Origin of the sequence: Pseudomonas sp. KB_12 (assembly GCF_052114545.1) — a bacterium.
In the GTDB taxonomy this organism is placed as follows: domain Bacteria; phylum Pseudomonadota; class Gammaproteobacteria; order Pseudomonadales; family Pseudomonadaceae; genus Aquipseudomonas; species Aquipseudomonas brassicacearum.
In genome coordinates, this window is record NZ_JBFREY010000015.1 from 75,712 (window position 1) to 99,192 (window position 23,481).

31 protein-coding genes are annotated in these 23,481 nt (G+C 60.1%); 26 read left to right on the plus strand and 5 right to left on the minus strand.

Annotated elements, in window-relative coordinates; genetic code table 11:
- The first annotated feature begins 1 nt into the window (after position 1).
- The 16 genes from AB4Z20_RS14225 (at position 2) to AB4Z20_RS14300 (ending at position 13,673) form a co-directional block, all read left to right on the plus strand.
- Entirely contained in the window at positions 2–1,018 is a 1,017-nt protein-coding gene (locus AB4Z20_RS14225) for a phage late control D family protein (protein ID WP_442090128.1), read from the plus strand.
- Between the two features lie 331 nt (positions 1,019–1,349).
- Positions 1,350–1,526, plus strand: a complete 177-nt coding sequence (locus tag AB4Z20_RS14230; RefSeq protein ID WP_442090129.1) for a hypothetical protein — start codon at positions 1,350–1,352, stop codon at positions 1,524–1,526.
- A complete protein-coding gene (locus AB4Z20_RS14235) occupies positions 1,523–2,350 on the plus strand; it encodes an IS3 family transposase (protein ID WP_442090130.1) in 828 nt (275 codons plus the stop codon). Before AB4Z20_RS14230 ends, AB4Z20_RS14235 begins: the two co-directional genes overlap by 4 nt.
- 211 nt (positions 2,351–2,561) lie before the next feature.
- Positions 2,562–3,146 (plus strand): phage tail terminator protein, encoded by a 585-nt coding sequence (locus tag AB4Z20_RS14240; RefSeq protein ID WP_024618256.1) that lies wholly within the window; start codon positions 2,562–2,564, stop codon positions 3,144–3,146.
- Positions 3,143–3,325 carry a DUF2635 domain-containing protein gene (locus tag AB4Z20_RS14245; RefSeq protein ID WP_003198311.1) on the plus strand — a complete coding sequence of 61 codons (183 nt, stop codon included), beginning with the start codon at positions 3,143–3,145 and terminating at the stop codon, positions 3,323–3,325. The genes AB4Z20_RS14240 and AB4Z20_RS14245 overlap by 4 nt, the downstream gene beginning before the upstream one ends.
- Positions 3,325–4,818 carry a phage tail sheath subtilisin-like domain-containing protein gene (locus AB4Z20_RS14250; RefSeq protein WP_442090131.1) on the plus strand — a complete coding sequence of 498 codons (1,494 nt, stop codon included), beginning with the start codon at positions 3,325–3,327 and terminating at the stop codon, positions 4,816–4,818. Before AB4Z20_RS14245 ends, AB4Z20_RS14250 begins: the two co-directional genes overlap by 1 nt.
- Before the next feature lie 250 nt (positions 4,819–5,068).
- A complete protein-coding gene (locus tag AB4Z20_RS14255) occupies positions 5,069–5,416 on the plus strand; it encodes a phage tail tube protein (protein ID WP_003198314.1) in 348 nt (115 codons plus the stop codon).
- Positions 5,413–5,709: a phage tail assembly protein gene (locus AB4Z20_RS14260; protein WP_003198316.1), complete on the plus strand. Its 297-nt coding sequence runs from the start codon at positions 5,413–5,415 to the stop codon at positions 5,707–5,709. The genes AB4Z20_RS14255 and AB4Z20_RS14260 overlap by 4 nt, the downstream gene beginning before the upstream one ends.
- Positions 5,710–5,839: 130 nt before the next feature.
- A complete protein-coding gene (locus AB4Z20_RS14265; protein WP_442090132.1) occupies positions 5,840–7,414 on the plus strand; it encodes a phage tail protein in 1,575 nt (524 codons plus the stop codon).
- Positions 7,401–8,639 (plus strand): DNA circularization protein, encoded by a 1,239-nt coding sequence (locus AB4Z20_RS14270; RefSeq protein WP_442090133.1) that lies wholly within the window; start codon positions 7,401–7,403, stop codon positions 8,637–8,639. The genes AB4Z20_RS14265 and AB4Z20_RS14270 overlap by 14 nt, the downstream gene beginning before the upstream one ends.
- Positions 8,640–8,642: 3 nt before the next feature.
- Positions 8,643–9,683, plus strand: coding sequence for a phage baseplate assembly protein (locus tag AB4Z20_RS14275; RefSeq protein WP_442090134.1), 1,041 nt, complete (start codon positions 8,643–8,645; stop codon positions 9,681–9,683).
- A gap of 180 nt (positions 9,684–9,863) precedes the next feature.
- A complete protein-coding gene (locus tag AB4Z20_RS14280; RefSeq protein ID WP_028237198.1) occupies positions 9,864–10,373 on the plus strand; it encodes a phage baseplate assembly protein V in 510 nt (169 codons plus the stop codon).
- Positions 10,373–10,771: a phage GP46 family protein gene (locus AB4Z20_RS14285; RefSeq protein ID WP_028237197.1), complete on the plus strand. Its 399-nt coding sequence runs from the start codon at positions 10,373–10,375 to the stop codon at positions 10,769–10,771. Before AB4Z20_RS14280 ends, AB4Z20_RS14285 begins: the two co-directional genes overlap by 1 nt.
- Positions 10,761–11,801, plus strand: coding sequence for a baseplate J/gp47 family protein (locus AB4Z20_RS14290; protein ID WP_253471938.1), 1,041 nt, complete (start codon positions 10,761–10,763; stop codon positions 11,799–11,801). The genes AB4Z20_RS14285 and AB4Z20_RS14290 overlap by 11 nt, the downstream gene beginning before the upstream one ends.
- Complete coding sequence (locus AB4Z20_RS14295) at positions 11,789–12,388, plus strand: YmfQ family protein (protein ID WP_253471940.1); 600 nt, start codon at positions 11,789–11,791, stop codon at positions 12,386–12,388. The genes AB4Z20_RS14290 and AB4Z20_RS14295 overlap by 13 nt, the downstream gene beginning before the upstream one ends.
- Before the next feature lie 10 nt (positions 12,389–12,398).
- Positions 12,399–13,673: a phage tail protein gene (locus AB4Z20_RS14300; protein WP_253471942.1), complete on the plus strand. Its 1,275-nt coding sequence runs from the start codon at positions 12,399–12,401 to the stop codon at positions 13,671–13,673.
- 83 nt (positions 13,674–13,756) lie between these two features.
- Here AB4Z20_RS14300 and AB4Z20_RS14305 read toward each other — a convergent pair whose 3' ends face one another.
- The gene (locus tag AB4Z20_RS14305; protein ID WP_442090135.1) at positions 13,757–13,918 is read right to left on the minus strand and encodes a hypothetical protein; all 162 of its coding nucleotides are present in this window, start codon (positions 13,916–13,918) and stop codon (positions 13,757–13,759) included.
- Between the two features lie 109 nt (positions 13,919–14,027).
- Positions 14,028–14,690, minus strand: coding sequence for a hypothetical protein (locus AB4Z20_RS14310; protein ID WP_442090136.1), 663 nt, complete (start codon positions 14,688–14,690; stop codon positions 14,028–14,030).
- A gap of 109 nt (positions 14,691–14,799) precedes the next feature.
- On the opposite strand from AB4Z20_RS14310, the gene AB4Z20_RS14315 reads away from it, so the two are divergent.
- The 5 genes from AB4Z20_RS14315 to recX all read left to right on the plus strand — a co-directional run bounded on the left by AB4Z20_RS14315 (position 14,800) and on the right by recX (position 18,041).
- A complete protein-coding gene (locus AB4Z20_RS14315) occupies positions 14,800–15,345 on the plus strand; it encodes a glycoside hydrolase family 19 protein (RefSeq protein WP_253471946.1) in 546 nt (181 codons plus the stop codon).
- 11 nt (positions 15,346–15,356) lie between these two features.
- Positions 15,357–15,857, plus strand: a complete 501-nt coding sequence (locus AB4Z20_RS14320; protein WP_442090160.1) for a lysis system i-spanin subunit Rz — start codon at positions 15,357–15,359, stop codon at positions 15,855–15,857.
- Positions 15,858–15,928: 71 nt separating this feature from the next.
- Positions 15,929–16,429, plus strand: a complete 501-nt coding sequence (locus AB4Z20_RS14325; RefSeq protein WP_253471950.1) for a CinA family protein — start codon at positions 15,929–15,931, stop codon at positions 16,427–16,429.
- A gap of 83 nt (positions 16,430–16,512) precedes the next feature.
- On the plus strand, positions 16,513–17,565 hold the full coding sequence (gene recA, locus AB4Z20_RS14330) for a recombinase RecA (RefSeq protein WP_018607950.1): 1,053 nt from the start codon (positions 16,513–16,515) through the stop codon (positions 17,563–17,565).
- An 8-nt stretch (positions 17,566–17,573) separates the two neighbouring features.
- Positions 17,574–18,041 (plus strand): recombination regulator RecX, encoded by a 468-nt coding sequence (gene recX / locus AB4Z20_RS14335; protein WP_018607949.1) that lies wholly within the window; start codon positions 17,574–17,576, stop codon positions 18,039–18,041.
- Positions 18,042–18,087: 46 nt separating this feature from the next.
- Here the strand turns inward: recX and AB4Z20_RS14340 are convergent, their stop codons facing one another.
- Positions 18,088–19,206 (minus strand): TIGR00730 family Rossman fold protein, encoded by a 1,119-nt coding sequence (locus AB4Z20_RS14340; RefSeq protein ID WP_072343282.1) that lies wholly within the window; start codon positions 19,204–19,206, stop codon positions 18,088–18,090.
- 255 nt (positions 19,207–19,461) lie between these two features.
- Between AB4Z20_RS14340 and AB4Z20_RS14345 the strand changes: the two genes are divergently transcribed.
- Positions 19,462–19,587, plus strand: a complete 126-nt coding sequence (locus tag AB4Z20_RS14345) for a hypothetical protein (protein ID WP_284731376.1) — start codon at positions 19,462–19,464, stop codon at positions 19,585–19,587.
- Positions 19,588–19,672: 85 nt separating this feature from the next.
- Positions 19,673–19,867: a hypothetical protein gene (locus AB4Z20_RS14350; RefSeq protein WP_024617640.1), complete on the plus strand. Its 195-nt coding sequence runs from the start codon at positions 19,673–19,675 to the stop codon at positions 19,865–19,867.
- Here AB4Z20_RS14350 and AB4Z20_RS14355 read toward each other — a convergent pair whose 3' ends face one another.
- On the minus strand, positions 19,868–20,290 hold the full coding sequence (locus AB4Z20_RS14355; protein ID WP_003198359.1) for a quorum-sensing-regulated virulence factor family protein: 423 nt from the start codon (positions 20,288–20,290) through the stop codon (positions 19,868–19,870).
- Between the two features lie 184 nt (positions 20,291–20,474).
- Here AB4Z20_RS14355 and AB4Z20_RS14360 point away from each other — a divergent pair, with 184 nt between their 5' ends.
- The 3 genes from AB4Z20_RS14360 (at position 20,475) to AB4Z20_RS14370 (ending at position 22,522) form a co-directional block, all read left to right on the plus strand.
- A complete protein-coding gene (locus AB4Z20_RS14360) occupies positions 20,475–21,221 on the plus strand; it encodes a tRNA-uridine aminocarboxypropyltransferase (RefSeq protein WP_003198361.1) in 747 nt (248 codons plus the stop codon).
- A 212-nt stretch (positions 21,222–21,433) separates the two neighbouring features.
- Positions 21,434–22,087, plus strand: coding sequence for a response regulator transcription factor ErdR (gene erdR / locus AB4Z20_RS14365; RefSeq protein WP_046064978.1), 654 nt, complete (start codon positions 21,434–21,436; stop codon positions 22,085–22,087).
- 72 nt (positions 22,088–22,159) lie between these two features.
- The gene (locus AB4Z20_RS14370; protein WP_258690465.1) at positions 22,160–22,522 is read left to right on the plus strand and encodes a diacylglycerol kinase; all 363 of its coding nucleotides are present in this window, start codon (positions 22,160–22,162) and stop codon (positions 22,520–22,522) included.
- A 4-nt stretch (positions 22,523–22,526) separates the two neighbouring features.
- On the opposite strand, the gene AB4Z20_RS14375 is transcribed toward AB4Z20_RS14370, so the two are convergent.
- Positions 22,527–23,453 (minus strand): LysR family transcriptional regulator, encoded by a 927-nt coding sequence (locus AB4Z20_RS14375; RefSeq protein WP_003198364.1) that lies wholly within the window; start codon positions 23,451–23,453, stop codon positions 22,527–22,529.
- Between the last annotated feature and the right edge of the window lie 28 nt (positions 23,454–23,481).

The window sequence follows — 23,481 nt, forward strand, 5'->3', positions numbered from 1 at the left end:
CATGTCACTGGGTTTCACGCCTGCAGTGGAAATTTATGGTGCGAACGCCGCACTGCTCAACGAACGCTTGCTCAAGTGGGAGCATGTCGACGCGGCGGGTATCGAGTCCGATCAGCTGACGCTCACCATCAGCCTGGACGGGCTCGAAGGGTTGCCCAGCCTGGGCAGGAAGATCGGTCTGCGGGTCGGTTATCTGGAGTCGGGGTTGGTGGATAAAGGCGAGTTTGTCATCACCCGGCGCACACCGTTCCTGTTTCCCCTGCAACTCGTGCTGGTGGCCATGGCGGCGCCGTTCAGTGCTGCGGACCAGACCGGCTTCAAGCAACGCCGATCCGTCAGCCATGGCCCGACGACCCTGGGGGCGCTGTTTCGGCGATTGACTTCCAGGCACGGTTTTTCCCCGCGGGTGGCGCCGGACCTGTCGCTGATCAAAATCGAGCACATCGACCAGACCAACGAAACCGACATGGGTTTCCTCACGCGCCTGGCCCACCGTTATGACGCCGTCGCCAAGCCGATCAACGAGTTGTATGTGCTGGCTCGGCGCGGCCAGGCGAAGTCGTTGTCGGGCAAGGTCCTGCCCGAGATGAAACTGTCGGTGACGACCAACAATCGCCCGGGCGACCACGCCTTCATTTCGGCCAAGTTTGATGAAAACGCCCGGGCCAAGTACCAGGGCTGCAAGACCTATTGGTGGGATGCGGCGGCCGGCAAGCTGCAGGTCGAGGAGAGCGGCGTCGCGCCGTTCAAGACCCTGCGCCAGCGCTTCCAGAGCGCCGACGATGCCCGCGCCGCCGGTGAAGGGGAGGTGCGACGAATGGAGCGCGAAGCACTCAAGGTGGACATCGAGTGCCCTGGCAACCCGGGACTTTCGGCCGAGGGCATCGTACTGCTGGATCCCACCTGGCCGGATTTCATGCGCGGTCGCTGGTCGATCGACAAGGTCACCGCCAGTGGCGACCGGGAAAAAAGCTATCGCAGCTTGATTCATGCCACCCGCCTGGATGCCAAGGCCTGACCCCACCCCCCCTGTGGGAGCGAGCTTGCTCGCGATAGCGCCCAGACATTCAACATCTGCACTGACTGACACGCCGCCATCGCGAGCAAGCTCGCTCCCACAGTTTTGTTCAGCGTTGCACATATCCCTGCGCCCAACCGAGTTCTCCTGTGGGAGCGAGCTTGAACTGGCCTAATAATTCCGGACACCTCTTAAGGGCGATATGATTTCGCCAATTTGGAGGTTCCATGAAAGAAAGAAGAGTCTTTTCCCGCGAGTTCAAACATCGTGCGGCCAGCATGGTGATTGATGACAACTGTTCAGTACAGGAACTACCGCGTTACGACGGTGGGTGGACCAGGTTCGCAAGGAACAAAAAGGTCAGCCAGTTCAAGGCACCAAGGCCATTACTGAGGATCAACGGCAGATTCAGGATCTGAAAGCCAAGATCAAACGCATGGAAATGGAAGCCGAAATCTTAAAAAAGGCTACCGCTCTCTTGATGTCGGATCCCGATCGTTTTCGATGATCGCGGAGCTAAGAGAGTCATTCCCGACCGCCATCCTGTGTCGCGTTTTCGATGTGAAGCGCAGCAGCTTTTACGARTGGCTACAGCGGCTCTCGCGGCCTAAGATCGAGCGCGAAGAACTCAAGGGGAAGGTGGTTGAACTRCACAGCGAAAGCCGGGAAGCCATGGGGTCCAGAACGATCAGCAAGCATCTGAAGGCCCAAAACATAGCGGTCGGCAGAAGCCTTGTTAGAACACTGATGAGGGAAGCCAACATTGTCAGTAAACAACGCCAGCCTCACCCATTCAGGTCCAAAGGAGTTGAAGCATTTGTCGCACCCAATCTGCTCAAGCGTAATTTCARGCCGACCGTGGTCAATCAGGTCTGGTGTGGCGACGTTACAAGCTTGATGGTGGGTAAACGCTGGGTTCATCTGGCCATCGTGATCGACTTGTTTGCTCGCCGGGTCATTGGTTGGGCATTTTCGCTGRTCAATGACGCCAACCTGGTCAGCAAGGCGTTACGCATGGCGATAGAGCTTCGAACATGCCCACCTGGATTGATGTTTCATTCGGATCAGGGCTGTCAGTACACCAGCCGCAAGTTTCAAGAAGAGTTGATGCGCAATGGCATTTTGCAAAGCATGAGTCATCGCGGGCAGTGCTGGGACAATGCTCCAACAGAACGTTTTTTCGGCACCCTGAAGTCAGAATGGGTCCCTCGCAACGGTTACAGCACGAGCGAGGAAGCACAAACCGATATGGTGCGCTTCTTCATGTACTACAACCGCACCAGGCTCCACAGCTACAACGACTACCTATCGCCAATAGCCATGGATGACTGACACGCCGCCATCGCGAGCAAGCTCGCTCCCACAGTTTTGTTCAGCGTTGCACATATCCCTGCGCCCAACCGAGTTCTCCTGTGGGAGCGAGCTTGCTCGCGATAGCGCCCTGATATTCAACATCTGCACTGACTGACACACCGCTATCGCGAGCAGGCTCGCTCCCACAGGTCTCTCTCGACTGCACCTTCTCTACAACTGGAATTCCTCCATGAAGATCACACCGATCCTCACGCAGTTGCGTGAGCAATGTCCGACGCTCGCCCATCGCGTGGCCGCAGGTTTTGACCTCGCCACGCTGCAAGCCGAGACCCCGCTGCAGACCCCCTGCGCCTATGTCCTGCCCACCGCCGACATCGCCAGCAAGAACGCGGCTCAGAACGTCACGCTGCAAGCGGTGCGTGATCGCTTCGATGCCGTGCTGGTGCTCGATGCTACCGATGCGACAAAAGCGCTGGATCTGTTGCACGACCTGCGGGCCGAACTGTGGCGCGCGCTGGTGGGGTTCAAGCCGGGCGCCGAGTACACCGGCATTGAATACGACGGCAGCGAACTGGTTTCCATCAATAGCAGCCGTGTGTTGTACCGGCTGCGCTTTTTCGCCGAGTTCCAGTTGGGCCGCAATCTGGCGAGCCAGCCTGCCGAAAGCTGGCACGAGCGTGAACTGGACGGCTTGTCGTCCTTTACCGGGGCCACCGTGCGGGTCGATGCCATCGACCCGGCGGACCCCAACCTGAAACGTCCCGGCCCCGACGGGCGCGTGGAACTGACTTTCTCTGGAGACGTAACCCCATGAGCAAACGCATCACTGTGCTGCCGGCCCCGGGCCGTGCCGTACCGGACCCGGAAGCGGGCGATCTGTTGCCCCTCGAAGGCCGTGAAGTGCCAGACAACGCCTGGTGGCGTCGACGTCTGGCCGATGGCGATATCACTACCAAAGCCGTGAAAGCGGCAAAACCACAGGGAGCCAAATAATGGCGATCGGATTCAGCAATATTCCCGCGGACATTCGTGTGCCGCTGTTCTACGCCGAAATGGACAACTCGGCCGCCAATAGCGCGTCATCGGCCATGCGCCGGTTGATCGTCGCCCAGGTCAACGACAACGTCGCCCCGGCCGAGGTCGGCAAACTGGTGCTGGTGTCCAGCGTCGCGCTGGCCAAGAACATCGGCGGGCAGGGTTCGATGCTCGCGTCGATGTACGAGACCTGGCGCAAGACCGACCCGCTCGGTGAAATCTGGTGCCTGCCGTTGCACAACGTCGAAGGCGCCATCGCCCAGGGCATGCTGACCCTCACTGGCGCCGCAACTGAAAGCGGTGTGCTCAACCTGTACGTCGGCGGTGTGCGCGTTCAGGCCGCCATCGTCAACGGCGCCACGGCAGCTCAGGCTGCCACTGCGCTAGCCTTGAAAGTCAACGCCGCCGACCTGCCGGTGACTGCTGCGGCCGCCGAAGGTGTCGTGACCCTGCGCGCCAAATGGACCGGCGACAGCGGCAACGACATCAGCCTGCAATTCAATCGCCTGGGCAAGAGCAATGGCGAAAACACCCCGGCGGGGCTGACCACCGCCATCACTGCGATGACCGGCGGCGCCGGCGTGCCGGACCAGACCGCTGCCGTTGCGGCCCTGGGCGACGAACCGTTCGAGTTCATCGCCATGCCCTGGTCCGACGTGGCGAGCCTCAACACCTGGCAAGCGGTCATGGACGACAGCACCGGTCGCTGGTCCTGGGCCAAGCAATTGTTCGGCCATGTCTACAGCGCCAAGCGCGGCACCCTCGGTACCCTGGTCGCTGCCGGTCAGGCACGTAACGACCAGCACATGACCATCCAGGCCCTGGAGCTGGGCGTACCGCAACCGTTCTGGGTCCAGGCCGCTGCCTTGGCGGCGCGCACGGCGGTGTTCATCTCCGCCGACGCCAGCCGTCCGACCCAGAGCGGTAGCCTGCCGGGCTTGGACCCGGCACCGGCCAGCGAACGTTTCACCCTGACCGAGCGCCAGTCGCTGCTCAACTACGGCATCGCCACGGCGTATTACGAAGGTGGCTACGTGCGCATCCAGCGTTCTATCACCACGTATCAGAAGAACGCCTTCGGCCAGGCGGACAATTCCTACCTGGACAGCGAAACCATGCACCAGTCGGCGTTCATCGTCCGTCGCCTGCAAAGCGTGATCACCAGCAAGTACGGCCGCCACAAACTGGCCGCCGACGGCACCCGTTTCGGCGCCGGCCAGCCCATCGTGACCCCGAGCACGATTCGCGGCGAGCTGATCGCTCAATACGCCAAGCTCGAACTGGAAGGCCATGTGGAAAACGCCGAGCTGTTCGCCGAGCACCTGGTTGTCGAGCGTGACAGTCAGGACCCGAGCCGGGTCAATGTGCTGTTCCCGCCGGATTACATCAACGGCCTGCGGGTGTTCGCGCTGCTCAACCAGTTCCGCCTGCAATACGACGCCGCCGCCTGACCGTGGCGAGGGAGCTTGCTCCCGCTGGGTTGTGGGAGTTGTGTAGGAGCTGTCGAGTGCAACGAGGCTGCGATCTTTCCACTACCAATTGAGTCGAAAGCGAAAGATCAAAATCAAAAGATCGCAGGCTACGCCAGCTCCTACAAAGCCGAGCGGGGAGCAAGCTCCCTCCCCACAATGGTTCAAACACACTTTAAGTGAATAGCACTGGCCCACTGCGCGTGGGCTTTTTATTGAAGGGAGAAACACCATGGGTCAACTGATTGCGGGCACCTGCTACGTCAAAGTGGACGGCGCTCAACTGACCATCAACGGCGGCTGCGAAGCGCCACTGATGTTCACCAAACGCGAAACCGTCGTACCGGGTTTCTACAAGGAAACCGACATCGCCCCGTCCTTCAAGGTGACGGCGCTGCACACCGCGGACTTCCCGCTCAAGCAACTGGTTGCGGGCACCGACATGACCGTCACCTGCGAATTCAATAACGGCAAGGTCTACGTGCTGGCCGGCGCCTACCTGGTGGAAGAGCCTGTGTCCAAGGGTGACGACGCCACCATCGAGCTGAAATTCGAAGGCATCAAGGGGACCTGGCAATGAGCGATGTCGTGACGCTGCGCGTGGCCATCGAGGCCCACGGCGAGCCGGTGAGCGAACTGACCCTGCGCCGTCCGACGGTGCAGGAAGTCCGGGCGATCAAGGCGCTGCCGTACAAGATCGACAAGAGCGAGGAGGTGAGCCTGGACATGGACGTCGCGGCCAAATACATCGCGGTGTGCGCCGGCATCCCGCCGTCGTCGGTCAACCAGTTGGACCTGGCTGACCTCAATGCCCTGAGCTGGGCCGTCGCGAGTTTTTTCATGAGTGCGGCGTCGCAGCCATCGGCGACCTGATCGCCGCCGCCTATGACCTGGCCTGGTTCTGGAAGGTTGACCCCGAACAGATGATGGCCAGGCCACTGGATGTGCTCCGCGAATCCCTGGAGCACGCGCAACGGATCAATGCGATGCAGCAGGTGCAGTGATGGCAGACACACAAACGGTAGAGAAAAAAGCGGTGCTGCTCACGGGCATCGATGAGCTGTCACCCAAGCTCGCCGGCCTTCGTGCGAAGGTCGCGAGTTTCAAGCAGAACCTCGACGCCACGGGCCTGGGCAGCCTGGACATTTCCGGTCTGCTGCCCAGCGGCGGCCTGGCCCAGCCGTTTATGGACGGGCTCAAGTCGGCGCTGTCCTTCAAGGACGAAGCGGGCGCAGCGAGCGCGGCGGCAAATGCCGTCCAGGCGCCTGACGCGCCCCGTGTAGCGGCACAGAACCTGGATGGATTGAAGACTTCCATCAACAACGTGTCGGTGCAGTTCGGCTCGGCCCTGGGGCCTGCGGTCAACGCGGTGACGGTCAGTTTGCAGCCCATGGTCAGCGGCGTGGCCCAGGTGCTGCAGGACAACCCGCAACTGGTACAGGGCCTGGCGAATGGCGTCGTGGCGTTCAACGCGATCCAGATGGCGGTCAGCGGCGCGAGTCAGGCAATGGAAGTGGTCAACCTGGCCATGAAGATGAACCCCATCGGCTTGATTGCCATGGGCATCGCCTTGGCGGCAGGGATGATCATCGCCCACTGGACGCCGATTTCGGCGTTTTTCGCCGGGCTCTGGCAGCGCCTTGCGCCGATCGTCCTGCCGATGGTCGAGTTCTTCAAGACAATGTTCGCCTTCACCCCGATGGGGCTGTTGATCAGTAACTGGGGCCCGATCAGCAGCTTTTTTGGCGCGCTCTGGAATGTGATCGTGGCGGCGGCAACGCCGGTCATCGGTTTCATGCAGACGCTGTTCGCCTGGTCACCCTTGGGTTTGATTGTTACCAATTGGGCACCGCTGACCGGGTTGTTCGCGGCGATCTGGGATCTGCTCAAGGCCTTGACCGTGCCGGTGATGGATGCCCTGAAAGGCTTGTTCGACTGGACGCCGTTGGGACTGATCATGGCCAACTGGGGCACGATCGGAGAAGTCTTCGCTGGGATCTGGGAGGGCGTCCGCAATCAGGTGGCGATCATGCTGGCGGTGTTCAGCGGCCTGTTCGACTGGTCGCCCATCGAGGGCCTCACCCAACAGTGGGGGCCGGTGGGCGAGTGGTTCAGCCAGTGGTGGGACAAGCTGCAGGGCGTGATTGCACCGATCAAGGCGTTCTTCAACAGCGGCTTCGGTGAACTCATCACCACGTTCACTGGCAAGGTCGAAGGACTGACCGAGGCGCAGCGCGCCACCAATGCCGAAGGCAAGGGTGAGCTGGCGCCGGCGTTTTTTGGCGGGGCCGGCGAAGAGCCTGCGGGCCTGTCGTCCAGCCTGGCGCCAGCGTCCGCCAACGGGCCAGGGAAAACCTCGCTGGCGCCGGGTGCGTTGCCGCTAACCTCCAGCGCCCTGGTGCAACAAAGCGCCGCCAATAACCGCACGCAACTCGAAGGCGGCCTGACCGTGCGCTTCGAAAACGCGCCGGCCGGCTTGCGCGCCGATCCGCCACAGACCAATCAACCGGCCCTGGCGGTGAGTTCGCGCATCGGCTATCGCTCACTTTCCACAGGAGGCTCCAATGAGCTGGCGTGATCGTTTGTTGCCTGCGTCGTTTCGTGGCGTCGGGTTCTGGGTCGATCAGGCGAAAACCCAGGTCGGCCACAAAGGTCAGTTGCATGAATATCCACAGCGCGACCAGCCGTTTTTCGAAGGGCTCGGCCAGCAGGCGAAGATTCATGAGCTGACCGCGTTCATCGTCGGCCCCGATTGCCTGGAGCAGCGCGACAAGCTGCTCAAGGCTTTGGAGCAGGGCAGCGGTGAACTGGTGCATCCATGGCTGGGGCGCATGCAAGTCAAGGTTGGCGAATGCGACATGACCCAGACCCGCCAGGACGGCGGGCTGGTGACGTTCGCCCTGAAGTTCTACCCCGACCAGCCACTGCCATTTCCCTCGGCCACGATCAACAGCCAGAAACTGCTGCTGGTCTCGGCCGACAGCTTCCTCGGTTCGGCGGTGCGGCGCTTCGAAGACGCCATGACCTTGATCAAGGCCGCACGGATCGGCATCGCGGACTTGCGCAACAGCCTCAAGGATGTTTACGCAGTGATCGAGCAGGAGCTCAAGCCGTTGATCGAGACCTATCGGCAACTCAGCGATCTGGTCAAGGCGGTGAAAGCGTTGCCTAAGGAGGTGGTGGCCGAGTTCAAGGGGTTGCTGGGCGACATCCGCGAGCTGAAGGAGTTTGCCCGTGACGGCTATCGCGGCGTGATTGCCAGCGTGTCGCAACAGGTGGAGGCCATTCGCAAGGCCGACGCGCCCAAACTTACCACCGGCAAGGACACCACGGCGGCGGCCCAGGCGGTGGCCGATCTGGTGCAGGACACCCTGCTGGTGCAGGCCGCGCAATGGATTGCGGCGATGCCGGTGGCGGCGCCTGTGGTCAAGTTGGGCGCTACGCCGTCGGTGGCGCAACAAGCCGTGCAACCGGTCCAGCGCAGGGACGTGCCGGTGGCCGACGATGTGCTGGCCCTGCGCGAGGCCCTTAACGAGGTTATCTGGCAGGCCTCCCTCAAGGCTGATCCGGAGCACTACCAGGCGATGAACAACCTGCGCCAGCAAATGGCCGCGCACTTGACGGCGGTGGCGTCGTCGGGGGTAAGGCTGATCAACCTGTCGTTCAAGCAAAGCCTGCCAGCGCTGGTGGTGGCGTATCAGCAATTTGCCGATGCCACCCGGGTGACTGAAGTGACCCAGCGTAACGGCGTAGCCCATCCTGGTTTCCTGCCGCCCAATGACCTGAAAGTCTCGGGGGAGTAAGCCATGAACGAGCTCGACAACGCTGTCTCGCTTACCGTCGGCGGGCTGGATTACGGTGGCTGGAAAAGTGTCGAAATCAGTGCGGACCTGGAGCGCCAATTCCGCACCTTCAAACTCGACATCACCTGGCAATGGCCGGGGCAGACCCAAACGGTGCCGATCCGTCCGGGCGATGAATGCCAGGTGCGCATTGGTGCCGACCTGGTTCTCAGCGGTTATGTGTTCAAGGCACCGGTCAGCTATGACGGTCGGCAGATCAGCCTGAGCATTGAAGGCGGTTCCAAGACCCAGGATCTGGTGGACTGCGCGGCGATCAACCGCCCGACTCAATGGCGCGGGCAAACGGTGCTGAGCATCGTCCAGGCCCTGGCGTCGCAATATGGCGTGGGGGTCATCAGTGAAATTCCTGAAACCGCGCGGTTGAGCGAACACAGCATCGTGCCAGGGGAAACGGTCTTTCAATCCATCGACCGTTTGCTGACGTTGTTCCGGGTGTTCTCCACCGATGACGCGCAAGGGCGCGTGCTGCTGGCCAAACCCGGCAGCGGCGGACGGGCCAGTGATGTGCTGGAGCTGGGCAAGAACATTCTGTCGGGCAACGCACCGATGGACTACAGCCAGGTGTTCTCCGAATACCGGGTCATCGGTCAGCACAAGGGCAGTGATCAGCAGAGTGGGGCGGCGGTGAGCGAAGTCTCTGGCACCGCCACGGACCTGAGCTTCAAGCGCAAGCGGGTGACGGTGATCAGCGAGAGCGCGCAGTTGACCTTCGAACTGGCCCAGCAACGGGCCGATTGGGAAAGCGCAATTCGCACCGGCAAGGCCCTGACCACTACCTACCGCGTGCAAGGCTGGCGCCAGGCCAATGGCGACTTGTGGCGGCACAACACCTTGGTGCGGGTGATCGACCCGGTGCTGGGCTTCGACGGTGACATGCTGATTTCCAAAGTGACCTACTCGCTGTCGGCACAAGGCTCCGTCACTACCCTGCAAGTCGCGCCGCCGCACACGTTCGACGCCAACCCGGTGGCGCCCAAACCCTGAATCCGGCACTGATGCCTGCCAACCACAGATCTCCTGTGGGAGCGAGCTTGCTCGCGATGGCGGTGTGTCAGTCAACATCTGCTTCGAATGTCAGACCGCTATCGCGAGCAAGCTCGCTCCCACAGTGTTCCGGGTTAGCCGCCCAATTGCTGTTAAACCCGATTCCGAAGGAAAACCTCAATGAGCCTACTGACCCGCCTCCTGGCGCGTGGCACTGTCGTGCTCGCCAATTCGGCCACCAAGTTGCAGTCGCTGCAAATGCGCCTCACCGCTGGCGAAGTGAACGATGACATGGAGCACTTCGAGCCCTACGGCTTCACCAGTAACCCGCTGGCCGGTGCCGAGGGCATTGCCACGTTCCTGGGGGGCGACCGTTCCCACGCCGTGGTCCTGGTGGTCGCCGATCGTCGTTTTCGCCTCCAGGCCCTGGCCCCTGGCGAAGTGGCGCTCTACACCGACGAAGGCGACAAACTCCATTTCAAGCGTGGTCGTGTCATCGACATCCAAACCGCGACCCTGAACATCCGCGCCAGCAGCGCGGTGAACATCGACAGCCCGGTCATCAATCACACCGGCAAGATCGTCTCCCAAGGCGACCAGATCGCTGGCGGCATCAGCCAGATCAAACACGTGCATGTCGGCGTTCAGGCCGGCAACGGCCAGACCGGCGCGCCGGCGGGAGGCCAATGATGTTCATCAGCCAGAACCTCCACGCCGCGCTGACCCGCTCGGTGCTGATCAGCCTGTTCACCTGGCGCCGCGCCGCCGACGACGATGCCGTCGATGATGAAGAACGTTTCGGCTGGTGGGGCGACACCTTTCCCACCGTGGCCGACGACCGCATCGGCTCGCGACTGTGGCTGTTGCGCCGGGTCAAGCTGACCCGCCAGACCCAGCTCGACGCCGAATTCTATGCCCGCGAAGCCTTGCAATGGCTGATCGACGACGGCCACTGCAGTGCCATCGACATCATCAGCGAACGCCTCGACGCCCAGCGCCTGAACCTGCGCACGGTCCTGACCCTGGCGGACGGCGAGCGCCTGGACATCAACCCCGATAACAGTTGGCAGGTGACCTATGCCGTTTGAAACCCCTTCGCTGCCGGTGCTGATCAAACGCGCCCAAAGCGACCTGGCCAGCGATTCGCTGCGCCAGTCCGATGCCCAAGTGCTGGCCCGCACCCTGGGTGGCGCCGCCTACGGCCTGTACGGCTACCTGGACTGGATCGCCGAGCAGATCCTGCCGGACAAGGCCGATGAATCCACCCTTGAACGCATCGCTGCCCTGCGCCTGAACCAGGCGCGCAAAGCGGCCCAGGTGGCCATCGGCAGTGTCAGTTTCACCGCCACCGCTGGCGCGGTACTGGATGTCGACACGCTGTTGCAATCCGCCGATGGCCGCACATTCAAAGTGACCACCGCCCGCACTACCAGCAATGGCCTGAACAGCACCACCATTGCCGCACTGGACGCTGGCAGCCTGGGCAACGCCGACGCCGGCCTGGTGCTGACACCAGTCCAACCGATCCTCGGCATTGGCAGCAGCTTCACCGTGTTGGCACCGGGGCTGACCGGCGGTGTCGCCCGGGAGAGCCTCGAATCCCTGCGGGCGCGGGTGATCCGTTCCTATCGCGTCATTCCTCACGGCGGTTCGGCCCAGGATTATGAGACCTGGGCCCTGGAGTGCCCTGGCATTACCCGCGCGTGGTGCCGGGGCAGCTACCTGGGACCGGGCACTGTCGGCCTGTTCGTGATGCGGGACGACGATCCGCAACCGATCCCCAACGCCGAGCAATTGGAAGAGGTGCGGGCCTACATCGAGCCCTTGCGCCCGGTGACCGCCGAGCTGCAGGTGCTGGCGCCGACGCAGGTACCGGTGAACTACAGGCTGCGCATCATCCCGGATACCAGTGCCGTACGGGCCGCCATCGAGGCGCAACTGCGCGACTTGCACAATCGTGAAGCTGGCCTCGGCGAAACGCTGTTGCTCAGTCATATCGCTGAAGCCATCAGCAGCGCCACCGGCGAAACCGACCACAAACTCAGCGCACCTATCGCCGATGTCGTCGCCGCCAGCAACCAGTTGCTGACGTTCGGAGGCTGCACATGGCTGGAATAAGAACCGCCGAACAGTACCAGGCGCAACTGCGCAGCCTGCTGCCCAGTGGCCCAGCGTGGGATCCGGAGCGCGTGCCGGAACTGGACGAAGTGCTGCAAGGCATCGCCCAGGAGCTGGCCCGCCTCGACGCCCGTGCCGCCGACCTGCTCAACGAGATGGACCCGGCGGGCGTGAGTGAACTGGTGCCGGACTGGGAACGGGTGATGAACCTGCCTGACCCGTGCCTGGGCGCCACGCCGTTGTATGACGATCGTCGCTTGGCGGTGCGTCGGCGGTTGTTGGCGGTCGGTAGCCAGGCCATTGCCTATTACGTGGAAATCGCCAAGAGCCAGGGGTATCCCAACGCAACTGTGACTGAGCATCGTGCGCCACGCATGGGGCTTTCGCGGTTCGGTCAGGCGTATTTCGGAACCTGGCAAGTGCAATTCATGTGGACCCTCAACACCGGTGGACGCCTCTCGCTTGGCCGTCGTTTTGGCGCCAGCTATTGGGGCGAACGCTTCGGCATGAACCCAGGCTCTGCCTTGGAATGCCTGATCCACCGCAGCGCACCCGCTCATGCGCAGGTGCACATCAATTATGACTAAGGAGTAGAAAATGGATTATCCAAAAAGCGTGCCCAGTGTAGGCTTGGTCAATGGCAAGTTTGTCGATGAGAATCCGGTGACCGGTGCACCAGGCTCATTGATTCCGGCGGCTTGGGGCAATTCTGTTACGCAGGAGCTATTGGGGGTCATTACTGGGGCAGGGATGGTTCCTGACGAAACCGACCTAGGGCAGTTGCTGTTGGCTGTGCGCAAAATCAATCAGTCGGGATTGGTCGATTATGCGTTGGACACCGGCACCGCCAATGCTTACAGCGCCACTTACAAACCTGCGCCCTTGGCGCTGGTTGATGGTTTGATACTGCGTTTCAAAGCAGCCCGTGCCAATACCGGTGCCAGTACTTTCGCCCCAAATGGACTGCAGGCCAAGCCAATCGTTGGGCTGGACCATAACGCCATTCAAAGTGGGGAAGTTGCCGTCGGTGGCGACGTTTGGGTGCAGTGGAATAGCACCATCGGAAGCGGCGCGTGGGTGATGATTGCCAGCACTGGGATGACCAAAGATTCGGGCAGTGATGTAGGTGACATCAAAGTTGTAGCGACAGCGGAACCGCCCCAAGGCTGGCTCAAATGCAACGGTGCTTTGGTGTCTCGTGCACAGTACGCGGCATTGTTTGCGGCGATAAGTACGCGTTTCGGGGCGGGTGATGGCAGCACGACCTTTGCCTTGCCGGACTTGCGTGGCGAGTTCATCCGGGGTTGGGATGACGGGCGGGGAGTTGATTCAGGGAGGGTTTTGGGTACTGCGCAGGCAGGGCAGAACGCTTCACATATCCACACTGCAACGGCCTCTAACGTTGGGTCCCATACCCACACCCTAAGTGCTACTGCGGAAATTAATGGGACGCACACACACACGCTTAGTGCCGCCGCCGCTTCGAGTGGGGCGCATACACATACATTGTCTGGTAGTACTGATAGTGCGGGCGCTCATGCACACAATGCAAATATTGGTGGGTTTGGAGATATCGGTACAGGAGCGAACTCGAATTCCATCGTTGGTAACACTGCGGGAACACAAAGCGCGAGACCATTTATCCCATCTGCCGGAGATCATACGCACAGCATTTCAGGCACTGCTGCGTCAGCCGGTGCCCACACACATACCGTTACTGCTTCTGCTGCGCCAGCCGGTGATCATACCCATACTATATCTGCCGCTGCCGCATCTGCTGGTGACCATGCGCACCTAATCACTGTCGCTGCTTCCGGGGGAAATGAAACACGACCTAGAAACGTAGCGCTGCTATACGTAATCAAATACTGATCCGTTGAAAGGGCGCCTCCATATAATGGGGCGCACCAATCAAATCTGGAGAAGTATCTCTTTATCTCCTTGAAATGCTTTTCCTATTGCGATAGCGAGTTGAGCGCTTCCCTTTCGTCATGCAAATTCACTAGCAGTTGCATGAGGGCCTCAGGTAGTAGGTTGTTTTCTTGCAACAGCTCGAATGCCTGCTGCGCGCTAATTTCCTGTTTTTTATAAAGGCTTACTATGATGTTAATGTCCATTGGATCAGGTTCCTTTGTGGCTTTGGAATTTTTCATGGGGATCTATAAAATTTTACTATGAAAGCGCCGCTGCCCTAGGGGTGCACGTGTAGGTCAGGTTCTTGATTGACTAAACACTCCTGTGAAACACAGTCATATATAAGTTTTTTGCTGTCGACTTAATGCGCCTGTTCCAATTTCTGCGCCAAAACTCATCGTCATTACAAACAACGCTTTCTATGTCGCTGGACGTCAGATGTGCAGATTGTTGCCCAAACATCATGGGGAACACGTAGTGTTGCTTGATCTGTTGCCTTACCGCTCTATCGACAGGCTCCGATTTAAATTCAAGTCTTGAAAACTCTTCACGACCTCGTCGGCTAAGTATATACGCATGTAGTGCGGTAACCCGCCTTCGAGCGATGATACGGTGCCAAGTGAGCCATATTTTCCCCATGGTGTAACCCATATAGAGAGTGGCGAAGTCTGTTGATGTGATGAATTTGTTGATGTGATTGACTGCACTCGGAGCGAAGGCGTACTGAAGCGCGTCGTCTTCAAGAATCAAAACGCTTGTGTAGTTGCGCTGTAGTGCGAGATTTGCGCATTTCACGTGCGACTCGAAACAGCCTCTGACCGGGTTTTCCCTGTCTGCATCCACCAGCACGAACTCTATGTCCAATCCTGAGTTCTTCATGGATTTGATCAGCAAATCCCTGCGGTCCTGTCGCTCCCTGAGGCTGATGCAAAGGACTCCATCAACCGCAAGTTTGCTGAGATCCTTCGTTTTCATCAAATCGTTCCGATGGGTGTGAGCGGCTGAATATAGCGGTGCTTCCTGCGCTGTCTATGCCGATTTGTCATTTTTCAAGATGTCCTTCAACTGCGTCAAGGAGAACACCATGCCAATCACGCAGGTACAACTGCTGCAGATCCTCCCGAACGCCGGCGCTAATGCCGGCGTTTTTGCACCTGTGCTGAACGTAGCCATGGGTCATTATCAGGTCATCGGCTCGAAGCGTGTTGCCGCGTTCATTGCCCAGGTGGGTCATGAGTCCGGTCAACTACGCTACGTGCGCGAGTTGGGCAACAATGCCTATCTGTCGAAATACGACACCGGTCCATTGGCCCTGCGCCTGGGTAACACGCCGCAAGCCGATGGTGATGGCCAGAAGTACCGGGGTCGGGGTTTGATTCAGATTACCGGCCGGGCCAATTATCAAGAGTGCGGCGAAGCCTTAGGCCTGGACCTGATCAGTGAACCGGGGTTGCTGGAGCTGCCGCAGTGGGCCGCTTATTCGGCGGCTTGGTTCTGGGCGGCCCACGGGCTCAATACCCTGGCTGACGCGGGACTTTTCGACAAGATCACGCAGCGGATCAACGGCGGTCAGAACGGCGCGTCGGAGCGTCGGGCTCTTTATGCGCAGGCGTTGAAGGTGCTGGGATGAACCCCGTCGTAATGAGACTCGCTCCGGTGCTCATGCTGGCGCTTCTGCTGTCGGCGGCCGGTGTGACGTGGAAAATCCAGGATTGGCGCTACGGCAAGGCATTGGCGGAGCAGGCCAGGCTTCAAGCCGAAACCCTGCGTCAGTTGACCTTGTCGGAGGCTACCGCGCGGCAGCACGAAACAGACAAACGCCTCGCCCTTGAACAGCAACTCACCACCAGCGAACAAACCCATTACCGAGCCTTGAGCGATGCCCAACGTGACCAGGATCGCCTGCGCGATCGCCTTGCTACTGCCGATGTCCGGCTGTCAGTCCTCCTCGACGCCGACGATGTTGCCGCCAGTTGTGCAGTGCCTGCCGCCACCCGCGCCGGCGGCGTGGATCATGGCGCCCCACGCGCCCGACTTGACCCGGCGCATGCTCAACGAATTATCGCCATCACCGACGCCGGTGATCGCGGACTGATTGCCTTGCAGGCCTGTCAGGCCTATATCAGAGCGCTGGGTCGCTAATCCCACGAGCCTTGCAAGCTTCCATTGCTCGTGTACGGTAGGCCTCAATTGTGTGGAATCAGGAGAGCACCATGGACGACATCACCGAACTGGCCGCGGAGCTGGGCAGGCGCCTGCAGTTGCTCAATGCCCACGTCACCACGGCCGAGTCCTGTACGGGCGGGGGAATTGCCGAGGCGATTACCCGGATTCCCGGGAGTTCGGCCTGGTTCGAGGCCGGTTATGTCACCTATTCCAATCGCCAGAAGAGCCAGCAGTTGAATGTCCCCGCCGAGTTGTTCGAGAAGGTGGGGGCGGTCAGCCGCGAGGTGGTCGAGGCCATGGCACAAGGGGCCCAGCGCAAAAGCCTGGCGCGTTATGCCGTGGCGGTCAGCGGTGTGGCCGGGCCGGACGGGGGCTCACCGAGTAAACCGGTGGGCACCGTGTGGCTGGCCTGGGCTGTTGGCGAGACGGTGTACAGCGAGCAGAAATTCTTCCCAGGCAATCGCGACGAGGTCCGCCGACAAACGGTGAAGGCCGCGCTAGACGGGCTGTTACAACATGCCGCCGTAGAAATCTCAAATCAGGGGTAGGCGATCCCCGATCGCTGTGGAATAATACTGGCTACTTATACAGGTGTTGGCCGTCAGGCCTTATTGATTACGTGAGGACTTTAATGGACGACAACAAGAAGAAAGCCTTGGCTGCGGCCTTGGGTCAGATCGAACGTCAATTCGGCAAGGGTGCCGTAATGCGTATGGGCGATCAGGACCGTCAGGCTATTCCTTCCATCTCCACCGGCTCCCTGGGCCTGGACATTGCGCTTGGCATCGGCGGCCTGCCAAAAGGCCGGATCGTTGAAATCTACGGTCCTGAATCGTCCGGTAAAACCACACTGACCTTGTCCGTGATCGCCCAGGCCCAAAAAGCCGGTGCGACCTGCGCCTTCGTCGATGCCGAACACGCCCTGGACCCGGAATACGCCGGCAAACTGGGTGTCAACGTCGACGACCTGCTGGTTTCCCAGCCGGACACCGGCGAACAGGCCCTGGAAATCACCGACATGCTGGTGCGTTCCAACGCGGTTGACGTGATCATCGTCGACTCCGTGGCGGCACTGGTGCCAAAAGCTGAAATCGAAGGTGAAATGGGCGACATGCACGTGGGCCTCCAGGCTCGCCTGATGTCCCAGGCCTTGCGCAAGATCACCGGTAACATCAAGAACGCCAACTGCCTGGTGATCTTCATCAACCAGATCCGTATGAAGATCGGCGTGATGTTCGGCAGCCCGGAAACCACCACCGGTGGTAACGCGCTGAAGTTCTACGCCTCGGTTCGCCTCGATATCCGCCGTACTGGCGCGGTGAAAGAAGGTGATGAGGTTGTCGGCAGCGAAACCCGCGTCAAGGTCGTGAAGAACAAGGTGGCTTCGCCGTTCCGTCAGGCCGAGTTCCAGATTCTTTACGGCAAGGGCATCTACCTCAATGGCGAGATGATCGACCTGGGTGTGCTGCACGGTTTCGTCGAGAAGTCGGGCGCCTGGTATGCCTACAATGGCACCAAGATCGGTCAGGGCAAGGCCAACTCGGCCAAGTTCCTGGCGGACAACCCGGAAGTCGCCGCCGCCCTTGAGAAGCAACTGCGTGACAAGCTGCTGAGCCCGGTTGCAGACGTCAAGGCAGTGGCCAATCGCGAGCCCGTTGACGATCTGGCTGACGCTGACATCTGATCGCTCCGATGACCGCCGTACTCGATACCCTCGTCGCGGTGCGGCGAACCGCAATGGACCTGCTCGCCAGGCGCGAGCACGGTAGAGTCGAGCTGACGCGTAAGCTGCGTCAGCGCGGCGCTCCCGATGAGTTGATCGACACCGCCCTCGACCGTTTGACCGAAGAGGGCTTGCTGTCGGAGTCCCGTTACCTGGAAAGCTTTGTCTCCTATCGCGCTCGCTCCGGTTATGGTCCTTTGCGAATTCGTGAGGAACTGGGCCAGCGTGGTTTGCAACGCCCGGATATCGAACTTGCCTTGCGCGAAAGTGGTATCGATTGGCAGGAGCAACTGACGGACACCTGGCGCCGAAAGTTCTCAGGACATTTACCCATCGATGCACGGGAGCGAGCCAAACAAGGGCGTTTCCTTGCGTATCGAGGTTACTCCATGGAAATGATCAACCGCTTGTTCAGCGGTCGTGGTATGGATGACTAAACAAAAACGGCCTGCTATTTCGATAGCAGGCCGTTTTTTTATGGGCTCAGGTTACCTTGATCGGCTCCCATGTGAGGGGATGGGGTTTTTGGGCGGGCTGGGCCCAGTTTTCCGGCAGGTTGATGTAGTCCACCAGTTCCCTCAAGCGACCGTGATCCCGAGCGTTGAAGGCAAACGCCAGTCGCGTCAGATGACTGAACTGCGCTTCGTCGTGCTCTTCACCGCTGTAGTCATGTTGATGAAAACAGTCGTTCAGGCACAAATCGGCGAATTCTCCCTGCATCTGCTGTAGCGCTTGTTCGTTTAGCTTGTGGTTCATGCGGATCACGAACTGATGCTTGAGCCAGCGACTGGAGTGGAAGTTGCGGTAGAACTGGTTGATTTCTTCCACGGCCTCTTCGGCGTTGTACACCAGGCGCATCAGCTTCATGTCGGTGGGCAGGATGTAGCGGTTTTCCTCCAATTGCTCGCGGATAAAGTTCAGGGCTCCTTGCCAGAACTTGCCCCCTGGAACATCCAGCAGGACCACCGGTACCAGCGGGCTCTTGCCTGTCTGTACCAGCGTCAGGACTTCCAGCGCTTCATCAAGCGTGCCGAAACCACCGGGGCAGAGCACCAGTGCGTCGGCCTCTTTGACGAAAAACAGTTTGCGGGTGAAGAAGAAGTGGAACGGCAGCAGGTTCGGCGTGCCCTCGACGGTCGGGTTTGCGTGTTGCTCGAAAGGCAGGGTGATATTGAATCCCAGGCTGTGGTCGCGCCCCGCGCCTTCATGGGCGGCGGCCATGATGCCACCGCCGGCGCCGGTGATGACCATCATGTCCGAACGGGCTAGCGCCGCCCCCAGCTCTCGGGCCAGGCCATACAGCGGATGTTCGATGGGCGTTCGTGCCGAGCCGAAGACCGTGACCTTGCGCCTGCCCTTGAACTGCTCGAGGGTACGGAAGGCGTGTTCCAGTTCCCTCAGGGCTTGTAGCGTGATCTTGGCATTCCAGCGGTTGTGATCTTCCTGGGCCATGCGCAGCACGGTCAGGATCATGTCTCGGTAAATGGGGAGGTTGGGGCTGTTGGGGGACACCAGGTTGAGTTGCTCTTCGACCTTGCGGGTGAGGTCGTGGCCATGGTTCTCAAAATGACGACTGAGCAGGTCATTCGGTTTGTAAGGCATTCAGCTTCTCCTTCTTAACAGGACCCCGGCCCGGACGAGAGATTCATCGGGGCCACGACACTCCGTGTGTCGTTGTCAGCCCAGGCATCGGCCTGGGGGGCGACCTGGCTTGACGCGGTCTGCAGCAAAGCGACCAAGCCATCCAGCGGGTTCTGCTTTTCCCTTTGATAAAAAACAATCACACGCCAAGGTGTTGGCCAGGCAGCCTCTTTCTGCCCGATGAAAATACTATGGATACTTTGAATCTAGACCGTCATGCCGATCTTTGCTGCCCTGATCATGGCGCTCAAAAGTGACCGTTGGCAACCGCTGATACATGCGCTGAACTATCGCGCCGCTCGTCAGATTGCCGGCCGGGTGCGTGCCGCTCTGATTTACTGATAACAAGCGTGCCAATGCAATTTGACGCCCGGGGTTGGGTGCCACGTGATGGATTGAAGCGGATCGGGGCAGGGAGGCGGGAGAAATGACCAGGGTCACTCTGGAGCTCGACAGGCAGTTGTACCTGATGCTGCGGGAATCGGCACAGGCCAATCGGGTAAGTCTTGAGGAAGAATGCTGTCGTCGGTTGGGAGGGCGAGCATGGCGCTCGCGTTACTTGCAGGCGCTGGTGGCGGAGTTGCGCGCCGACGATGAGCAGCGGCGCGCAAATTCAGGTTGATTACTTTTTCGTCTTGGCCGGTTTCGGGCAATCCGATTCCTGGAAGCGCTCGGTCGCGACCGGGCGGTTGGTCTTAACCTCGGTGAACTCGTAGCGCATGGTTGCGCCCTTGGCCATCAACTTGCGGAAACCTGGATTGGTGCACACCGTAGAGCCCAACTGGAAATACACAGCCTTGGGGTCTGCGCGCATTTTCTGGGCGTGACTGCTTTGCACACTGAGATGGTTGATCAGCTCGGTGCCTTCGACGGTATAACCCTGGTCGAGAATGTCTTCGTTGATCGCCCGCGGCGTACCGACGCTACTTTCCTTGGCGACGTTCTGCAGCATCTTGTTCAGTTCGAGTTCTTTCAGCGAAGCAGCCTGAGCGCTGAAGGACGTCGCCAGCAGAACGGCAACGGTAGGGACGATAAGGCGCAGCATGAAACTCTCCTGGTTCAGTGACTGGTGGTTCGACCGATCACATGACTGTGCGTTCAGTGGCCGGGAATTATAGGGGAGCCAGGGTGGACGGTACAGGCTCGTGCGCTCTGGTAGACTGCCGGCCTTTATTGCCCTGCCGAGTGTTGTTCGTGTCGAGTTTTCCTGTCTGTCGGCGTTGCCCACGATGAATCACGCCCCTAACGCCGTAGCCCGCCTGCGCGACCAGCGCATCGATGAAGGGATCAGGCCGATCCAGGCCCGTGGCTGGCGCGCGCCCCGTTGCAGCGCCTGCCGAGTGATCGAGAGCCATTGCCTGTGCGCCTGGCGTCCGAGTGTCGAGACCCGCTCCGGGGTCTGCCTGATCATGACCAACAAGGAAGTGTTCAAACCGAGCAACACCGGTTGGCTGATTGCCGATGTGGTGCGTGACAATCACGCGTTCATCTGGTCGCGCACCGACGTCGACGAGCAACTGCTGGCGCTGCTGAACGATCCGCAATGGCAACCGTACCTGGTGTTTCCGGGCGAATACGTCGAGCCATCGCGGGTTACCCATACGGTTGACCTTGATCATTCCAAGCGCCCGCTGTTCATTCTGCTGGATGCGACCTGGACCGAGGCGCGGAAGATTTTTCGTAAAAGCCCGTATTTCGACCGACTGCCGATCCTGAGCCTGCTGCCCGACAGACTGTCGCGTTACCGCCTGCGTCGTTCGACCCGCAGCGAGCACCTGTGCACCGCCGAAGTGGCGGCATTGTGTCTGGAGCTGGCGGGGGACAGCGATGCCGCTTCGGCCCTGGACGCCTATTTCGATGTATTCAGCCAGCATTACTTGGGCGCCAAGGGCCAGCAGGAGGTGAACGTCTCGACCCCGGCCCACGCCGAGTTGCAACCCTTTATCCGTACGCCGCAAGCAGTATTGGCCCAATAGTGGCTCATACTGGACACTGTGGCGGCCGTGCTGCTTGACCACCCCGGCTTCGCTGGGCATGCTTGGCGCCGACCAGGGCGCCGCCAATGTTTGAAACGCCGTGTTTGGCGTTGAATGTGCCCCTGTGGATGCCGCTGCACGGCGGTGTCTTGAGTTGTCTTGGCGAGGCGCGAATGCTCGGGCCTGCCATTAAAAACAGGATCATTTGAAAAATGGCCACATACGAAATCCTGATTGCCGATGACCACCCGCTCTTTCGCAGCGCGTTGCATCAGGCTGTGACCCTGGGCCTCGGCCCGGCTGTCCGGTTGACGGAGGTGGCCAGTATCGCGGAACTGGAGGTGCAGTTGACGGCGAAGGCCGATTGGGACCTGGTGCTGCTGGACCTGAACATGCCCGGTGCCTATGGTTTTTCAGGGCTGGTGCTGTTGCGGGGCCAATACCCGCAAATCCCCGTGGTCATGGTCTCGGCGCAGGAAGAAGCCTCGGTGATGGTCAAGGCCCGGGAGTTTGGCGCCAGCGGATTCATACCCAAGTCCAGTTCCCTCGAGATGATTCAGAAGGCCGTGAAGGCGGTCCTGGACGGCGACGTCTGCTGGCCACCCCAGGCGTTCGAAGCGGTGAGCGTGTCCGAGGAAGCCAAGGCCGCCAGCGAGGGCCTGGCCAGTCTCACGCCGCAGCAGTTCCGGGTATTGACCATGGTCTGCGAAGGCTTGCTGAACAAGCAGATTGCCTACGAACTGAGCGTTTCGGAGGCCACCATCAAGGCTCACGTCACGGCGATTTTTCGTAAACTGAACGTGCGCACCCGGACCCAGGCGGCCTTGCTGCTGCAACAACTTGAGTCAATTTCACCGCAGGCTTAGTGTTCCGGTTCACGCTTTTTTGACCGGGTTTGAATTAGCTTCTCCACTCCTTTTAGATCAGTAGCCCACTCTATGTCACCTTTTAAAGGCCAGACCGGCCTGAAACGCATCCTCAACGCCTCCGGCTATTCCTTGGACGGGCTGCGTGCAGCCTTTGTCGGCGAAGCAGCTTTCCGTCAGTTGGTGTTGCTCAATGTCGTGTTGATTCCGTTGTCATTCTTCCTGAACGTCAGTCGTGTCGAGCAGGCGCTGCTGATTGCCGTGTGCCTGTTGGCATTGATCGTGGAATTGCTCAACTCGGCGGTGGAGGCGGCCATCGACCGCATCTCCCTGGAGCGGCACCCATTGTCAAAAAATGCCAAGGACATGGGCAGCGCCGCCCAGTTAGTCGCCATGACGATGATCGCGTTGGTGTGGGGCGTGGTGCTGTTGTAACGGCTCAGGCGATGGTCGGCAGCACGATTTCGTCGCTGCGCTGGGCCCCGGCGGTGAAAGCCCGGCACAGCTCGAGGAATTCGCGCATGGCCGAGGTCTGGTACTTCTGTTTATGCCAGATGAAATAAAACTGCCGCGCCAGGTCCATGTCCGGGGTTTCCACCGCGACAAGGCTGCCGCGGCGGAAGGCGTCGCGCAGGGCCAGGCGTGAGATGCAGCCAATGCCCAGGCCGGACTCCACGGCGCGCTTGATCGCTTCGGTGTGTTCCAGCTCCAGGCGGATATTCAGCGCGCTACGGTGGTGACGCATGGCCTGGTCGAAGGTCAGGCGCGTGCCGGAACCCTGTTCCCGTAGAATCCACGCCTCATGGGTCAGTTCCTCCATGGTCGCCTGGCCACGCTTGGCCAGCGGGTGTTGGGGGGCACAGAACACCACCAGTTCGTCCTCGACCCAGCTCTGTACCTCGATGTCCGGATGGCTGCAGTCACCTTCGATTAGACCCAGATCAATTTCATAGTGAGCAACCTGGTGCACGATATTGGCAGTGTTCTGCACGTGCAGCTTCACCTGGCTTTCTGGATGGCGCTGCATGAAACCGCCGATCAACAAGGTCGCCAGGTAATTGCCGATGGTCAGGGTGGCACCGACCGCTAGTGAGCCGAAACCGGATTTGCCGTTGAGCAGGTCTTCGATTTCCTTGGCCTGGTCCAGCAGCGCCACTGCCTGGGGCAGCAGTTGTTTGCCCAGGGCGTTGAGGCTCAGGCGCTTGCCGGCACGATCGAACAATTGGCAGCTCGATTGCCGCTCCAGTTCGGTGATGGAGGTGCTGGCCGCCGACTGCGACAGATTGAGGTGACCCGCAGCGCGAGACACGCTTTCCTGCTGGGCGACGGCGACGAAGACTTGAAGTTGACGGAGAGTAAATCGCATATCGATATAACCGATAACCCTTATCTTA

Bases quoted from the DNA above. Each gene is read 5' to 3' on its own strand.
- recA (WP_018607950.1), top strand. From the start codon at position 16,513: ATGGACGACAACAAGAAGAAAGCCTTGGCTGCGGCCTTGGGTCAGATC.
- AB4Z20_RS14285 (WP_028237197.1), top strand. From the start codon at position 10,373: ATGTTCATCAGCCAGAACCTCCACGCCGCGCTGACCCGCTCGGTGCTG.
- AB4Z20_RS14255 (WP_003198314.1), top strand. From the start codon at position 5,069: ATGGGTCAACTGATTGCGGGCACCTGCTACGTCAAAGTGGACGGCGCT.
- AB4Z20_RS14305 (WP_442090135.1), bottom strand. From the start codon at position 13,918: ATGGACATTAACATCATAGTAAGCCTTTATAAAAAACAGGAAATTAGC.
- AB4Z20_RS14290 (WP_253471938.1), top strand. From the start codon at position 10,761: ATGCCGTTTGAAACCCCTTCGCTGCCGGTGCTGATCAAACGCGCCCAA.
- AB4Z20_RS14280 (WP_028237198.1), top strand. From the start codon at position 9,864: ATGAGCCTACTGACCCGCCTCCTGGCGCGTGGCACTGTCGTGCTCGCC.
- AB4Z20_RS14320 (WP_442090160.1), top strand. From the start codon at position 15,357: ATGAGACTCGCTCCGGTGCTCATGCTGGCGCTTCTGCTGTCGGCGGCC.
- AB4Z20_RS14245 (WP_003198311.1), top strand. From the start codon at position 3,143: ATGAGCAAACGCATCACTGTGCTGCCGGCCCCGGGCCGTGCCGTACCG.
- AB4Z20_RS14265 (WP_442090132.1), top strand. From the start codon at position 5,840: ATGGCAGACACACAAACGGTAGAGAAAAAAGCGGTGCTGCTCACGGGC.
- erdR (WP_046064978.1), top strand. From the start codon at position 21,434: ATGGCCACATACGAAATCCTGATTGCCGATGACCACCCGCTCTTTCGC.
- AB4Z20_RS14325 (WP_253471950.1), top strand. From the start codon at position 15,929: ATGGACGACATCACCGAACTGGCCGCGGAGCTGGGCAGGCGCCTGCAG.
- AB4Z20_RS14275 (WP_442090134.1), top strand. From the start codon at position 8,643: ATGAACGAGCTCGACAACGCTGTCTCGCTTACCGTCGGCGGGCTGGAT.
- AB4Z20_RS14225 (WP_442090128.1), top strand. From the start codon at position 2: ATGTCACTGGGTTTCACGCCTGCAGTGGAAATTTATGGTGCGAACGCC.
- AB4Z20_RS14270 (WP_442090133.1), top strand. From the start codon at position 7,401: ATGAGCTGGCGTGATCGTTTGTTGCCTGCGTCGTTTCGTGGCGTCGGG.
- AB4Z20_RS14250 (WP_442090131.1), top strand. From the start codon at position 3,325: ATGGCGATCGGATTCAGCAATATTCCCGCGGACATTCGTGTGCCGCTG.
- AB4Z20_RS14345 (WP_284731376.1), top strand. From the start codon at position 19,462: ATGCCGATCTTTGCTGCCCTGATCATGGCGCTCAAAAGTGACCGTTGG.
- AB4Z20_RS14295 (WP_253471940.1), top strand. From the start codon at position 11,789: ATGGCTGGAATAAGAACCGCCGAACAGTACCAGGCGCAACTGCGCAGC.
- AB4Z20_RS14260 (WP_003198316.1), top strand. From the start codon at position 5,413: ATGAGCGATGTCGTGACGCTGCGCGTGGCCATCGAGGCCCACGGCGAG.
- recX (WP_018607949.1), top strand. From the start codon at position 17,574: ATGACCGCCGTACTCGATACCCTCGTCGCGGTGCGGCGAACCGCAATG.
- AB4Z20_RS14350 (WP_024617640.1), top strand. From the start codon at position 19,673: ATGACCAGGGTCACTCTGGAGCTCGACAGGCAGTTGTACCTGATGCTG.
- AB4Z20_RS14310 (WP_442090136.1), bottom strand. From the start codon at position 14,690: ATGAAAACGAAGGATCTCAGCAAACTTGCGGTTGATGGAGTCCTTTGC.
- AB4Z20_RS14370 (WP_258690465.1), top strand. From the start codon at position 22,160: ATGTCACCTTTTAAAGGCCAGACCGGCCTGAAACGCATCCTCAACGCC.
- AB4Z20_RS14240 (WP_024618256.1), top strand. From the start codon at position 2,562: ATGAAGATCACACCGATCCTCACGCAGTTGCGTGAGCAATGTCCGACG.
- AB4Z20_RS14355 (WP_003198359.1), bottom strand. From the start codon at position 20,290: ATGCTGCGCCTTATCGTCCCTACCGTTGCCGTTCTGCTGGCGACGTCC.
- AB4Z20_RS14340 (WP_072343282.1), bottom strand. From the start codon at position 19,206: ATGCCTTACAAACCGAATGACCTGCTCAGTCGTCATTTTGAGAACCAT.
- AB4Z20_RS14315 (WP_253471946.1), top strand. From the start codon at position 14,800: ATGCCAATCACGCAGGTACAACTGCTGCAGATCCTCCCGAACGCCGGC.
- AB4Z20_RS14360 (WP_003198361.1), top strand. From the start codon at position 20,475: ATGAATCACGCCCCTAACGCCGTAGCCCGCCTGCGCGACCAGCGCATC.
- AB4Z20_RS14375 (WP_003198364.1), bottom strand. From the start codon at position 23,453: ATGCGATTTACTCTCCGTCAACTTCAAGTCTTCGTCGCCGTCGCCCAG.
- AB4Z20_RS14300 (WP_253471942.1), top strand. From the start codon at position 12,399: ATGGATTATCCAAAAAGCGTGCCCAGTGTAGGCTTGGTCAATGGCAAG.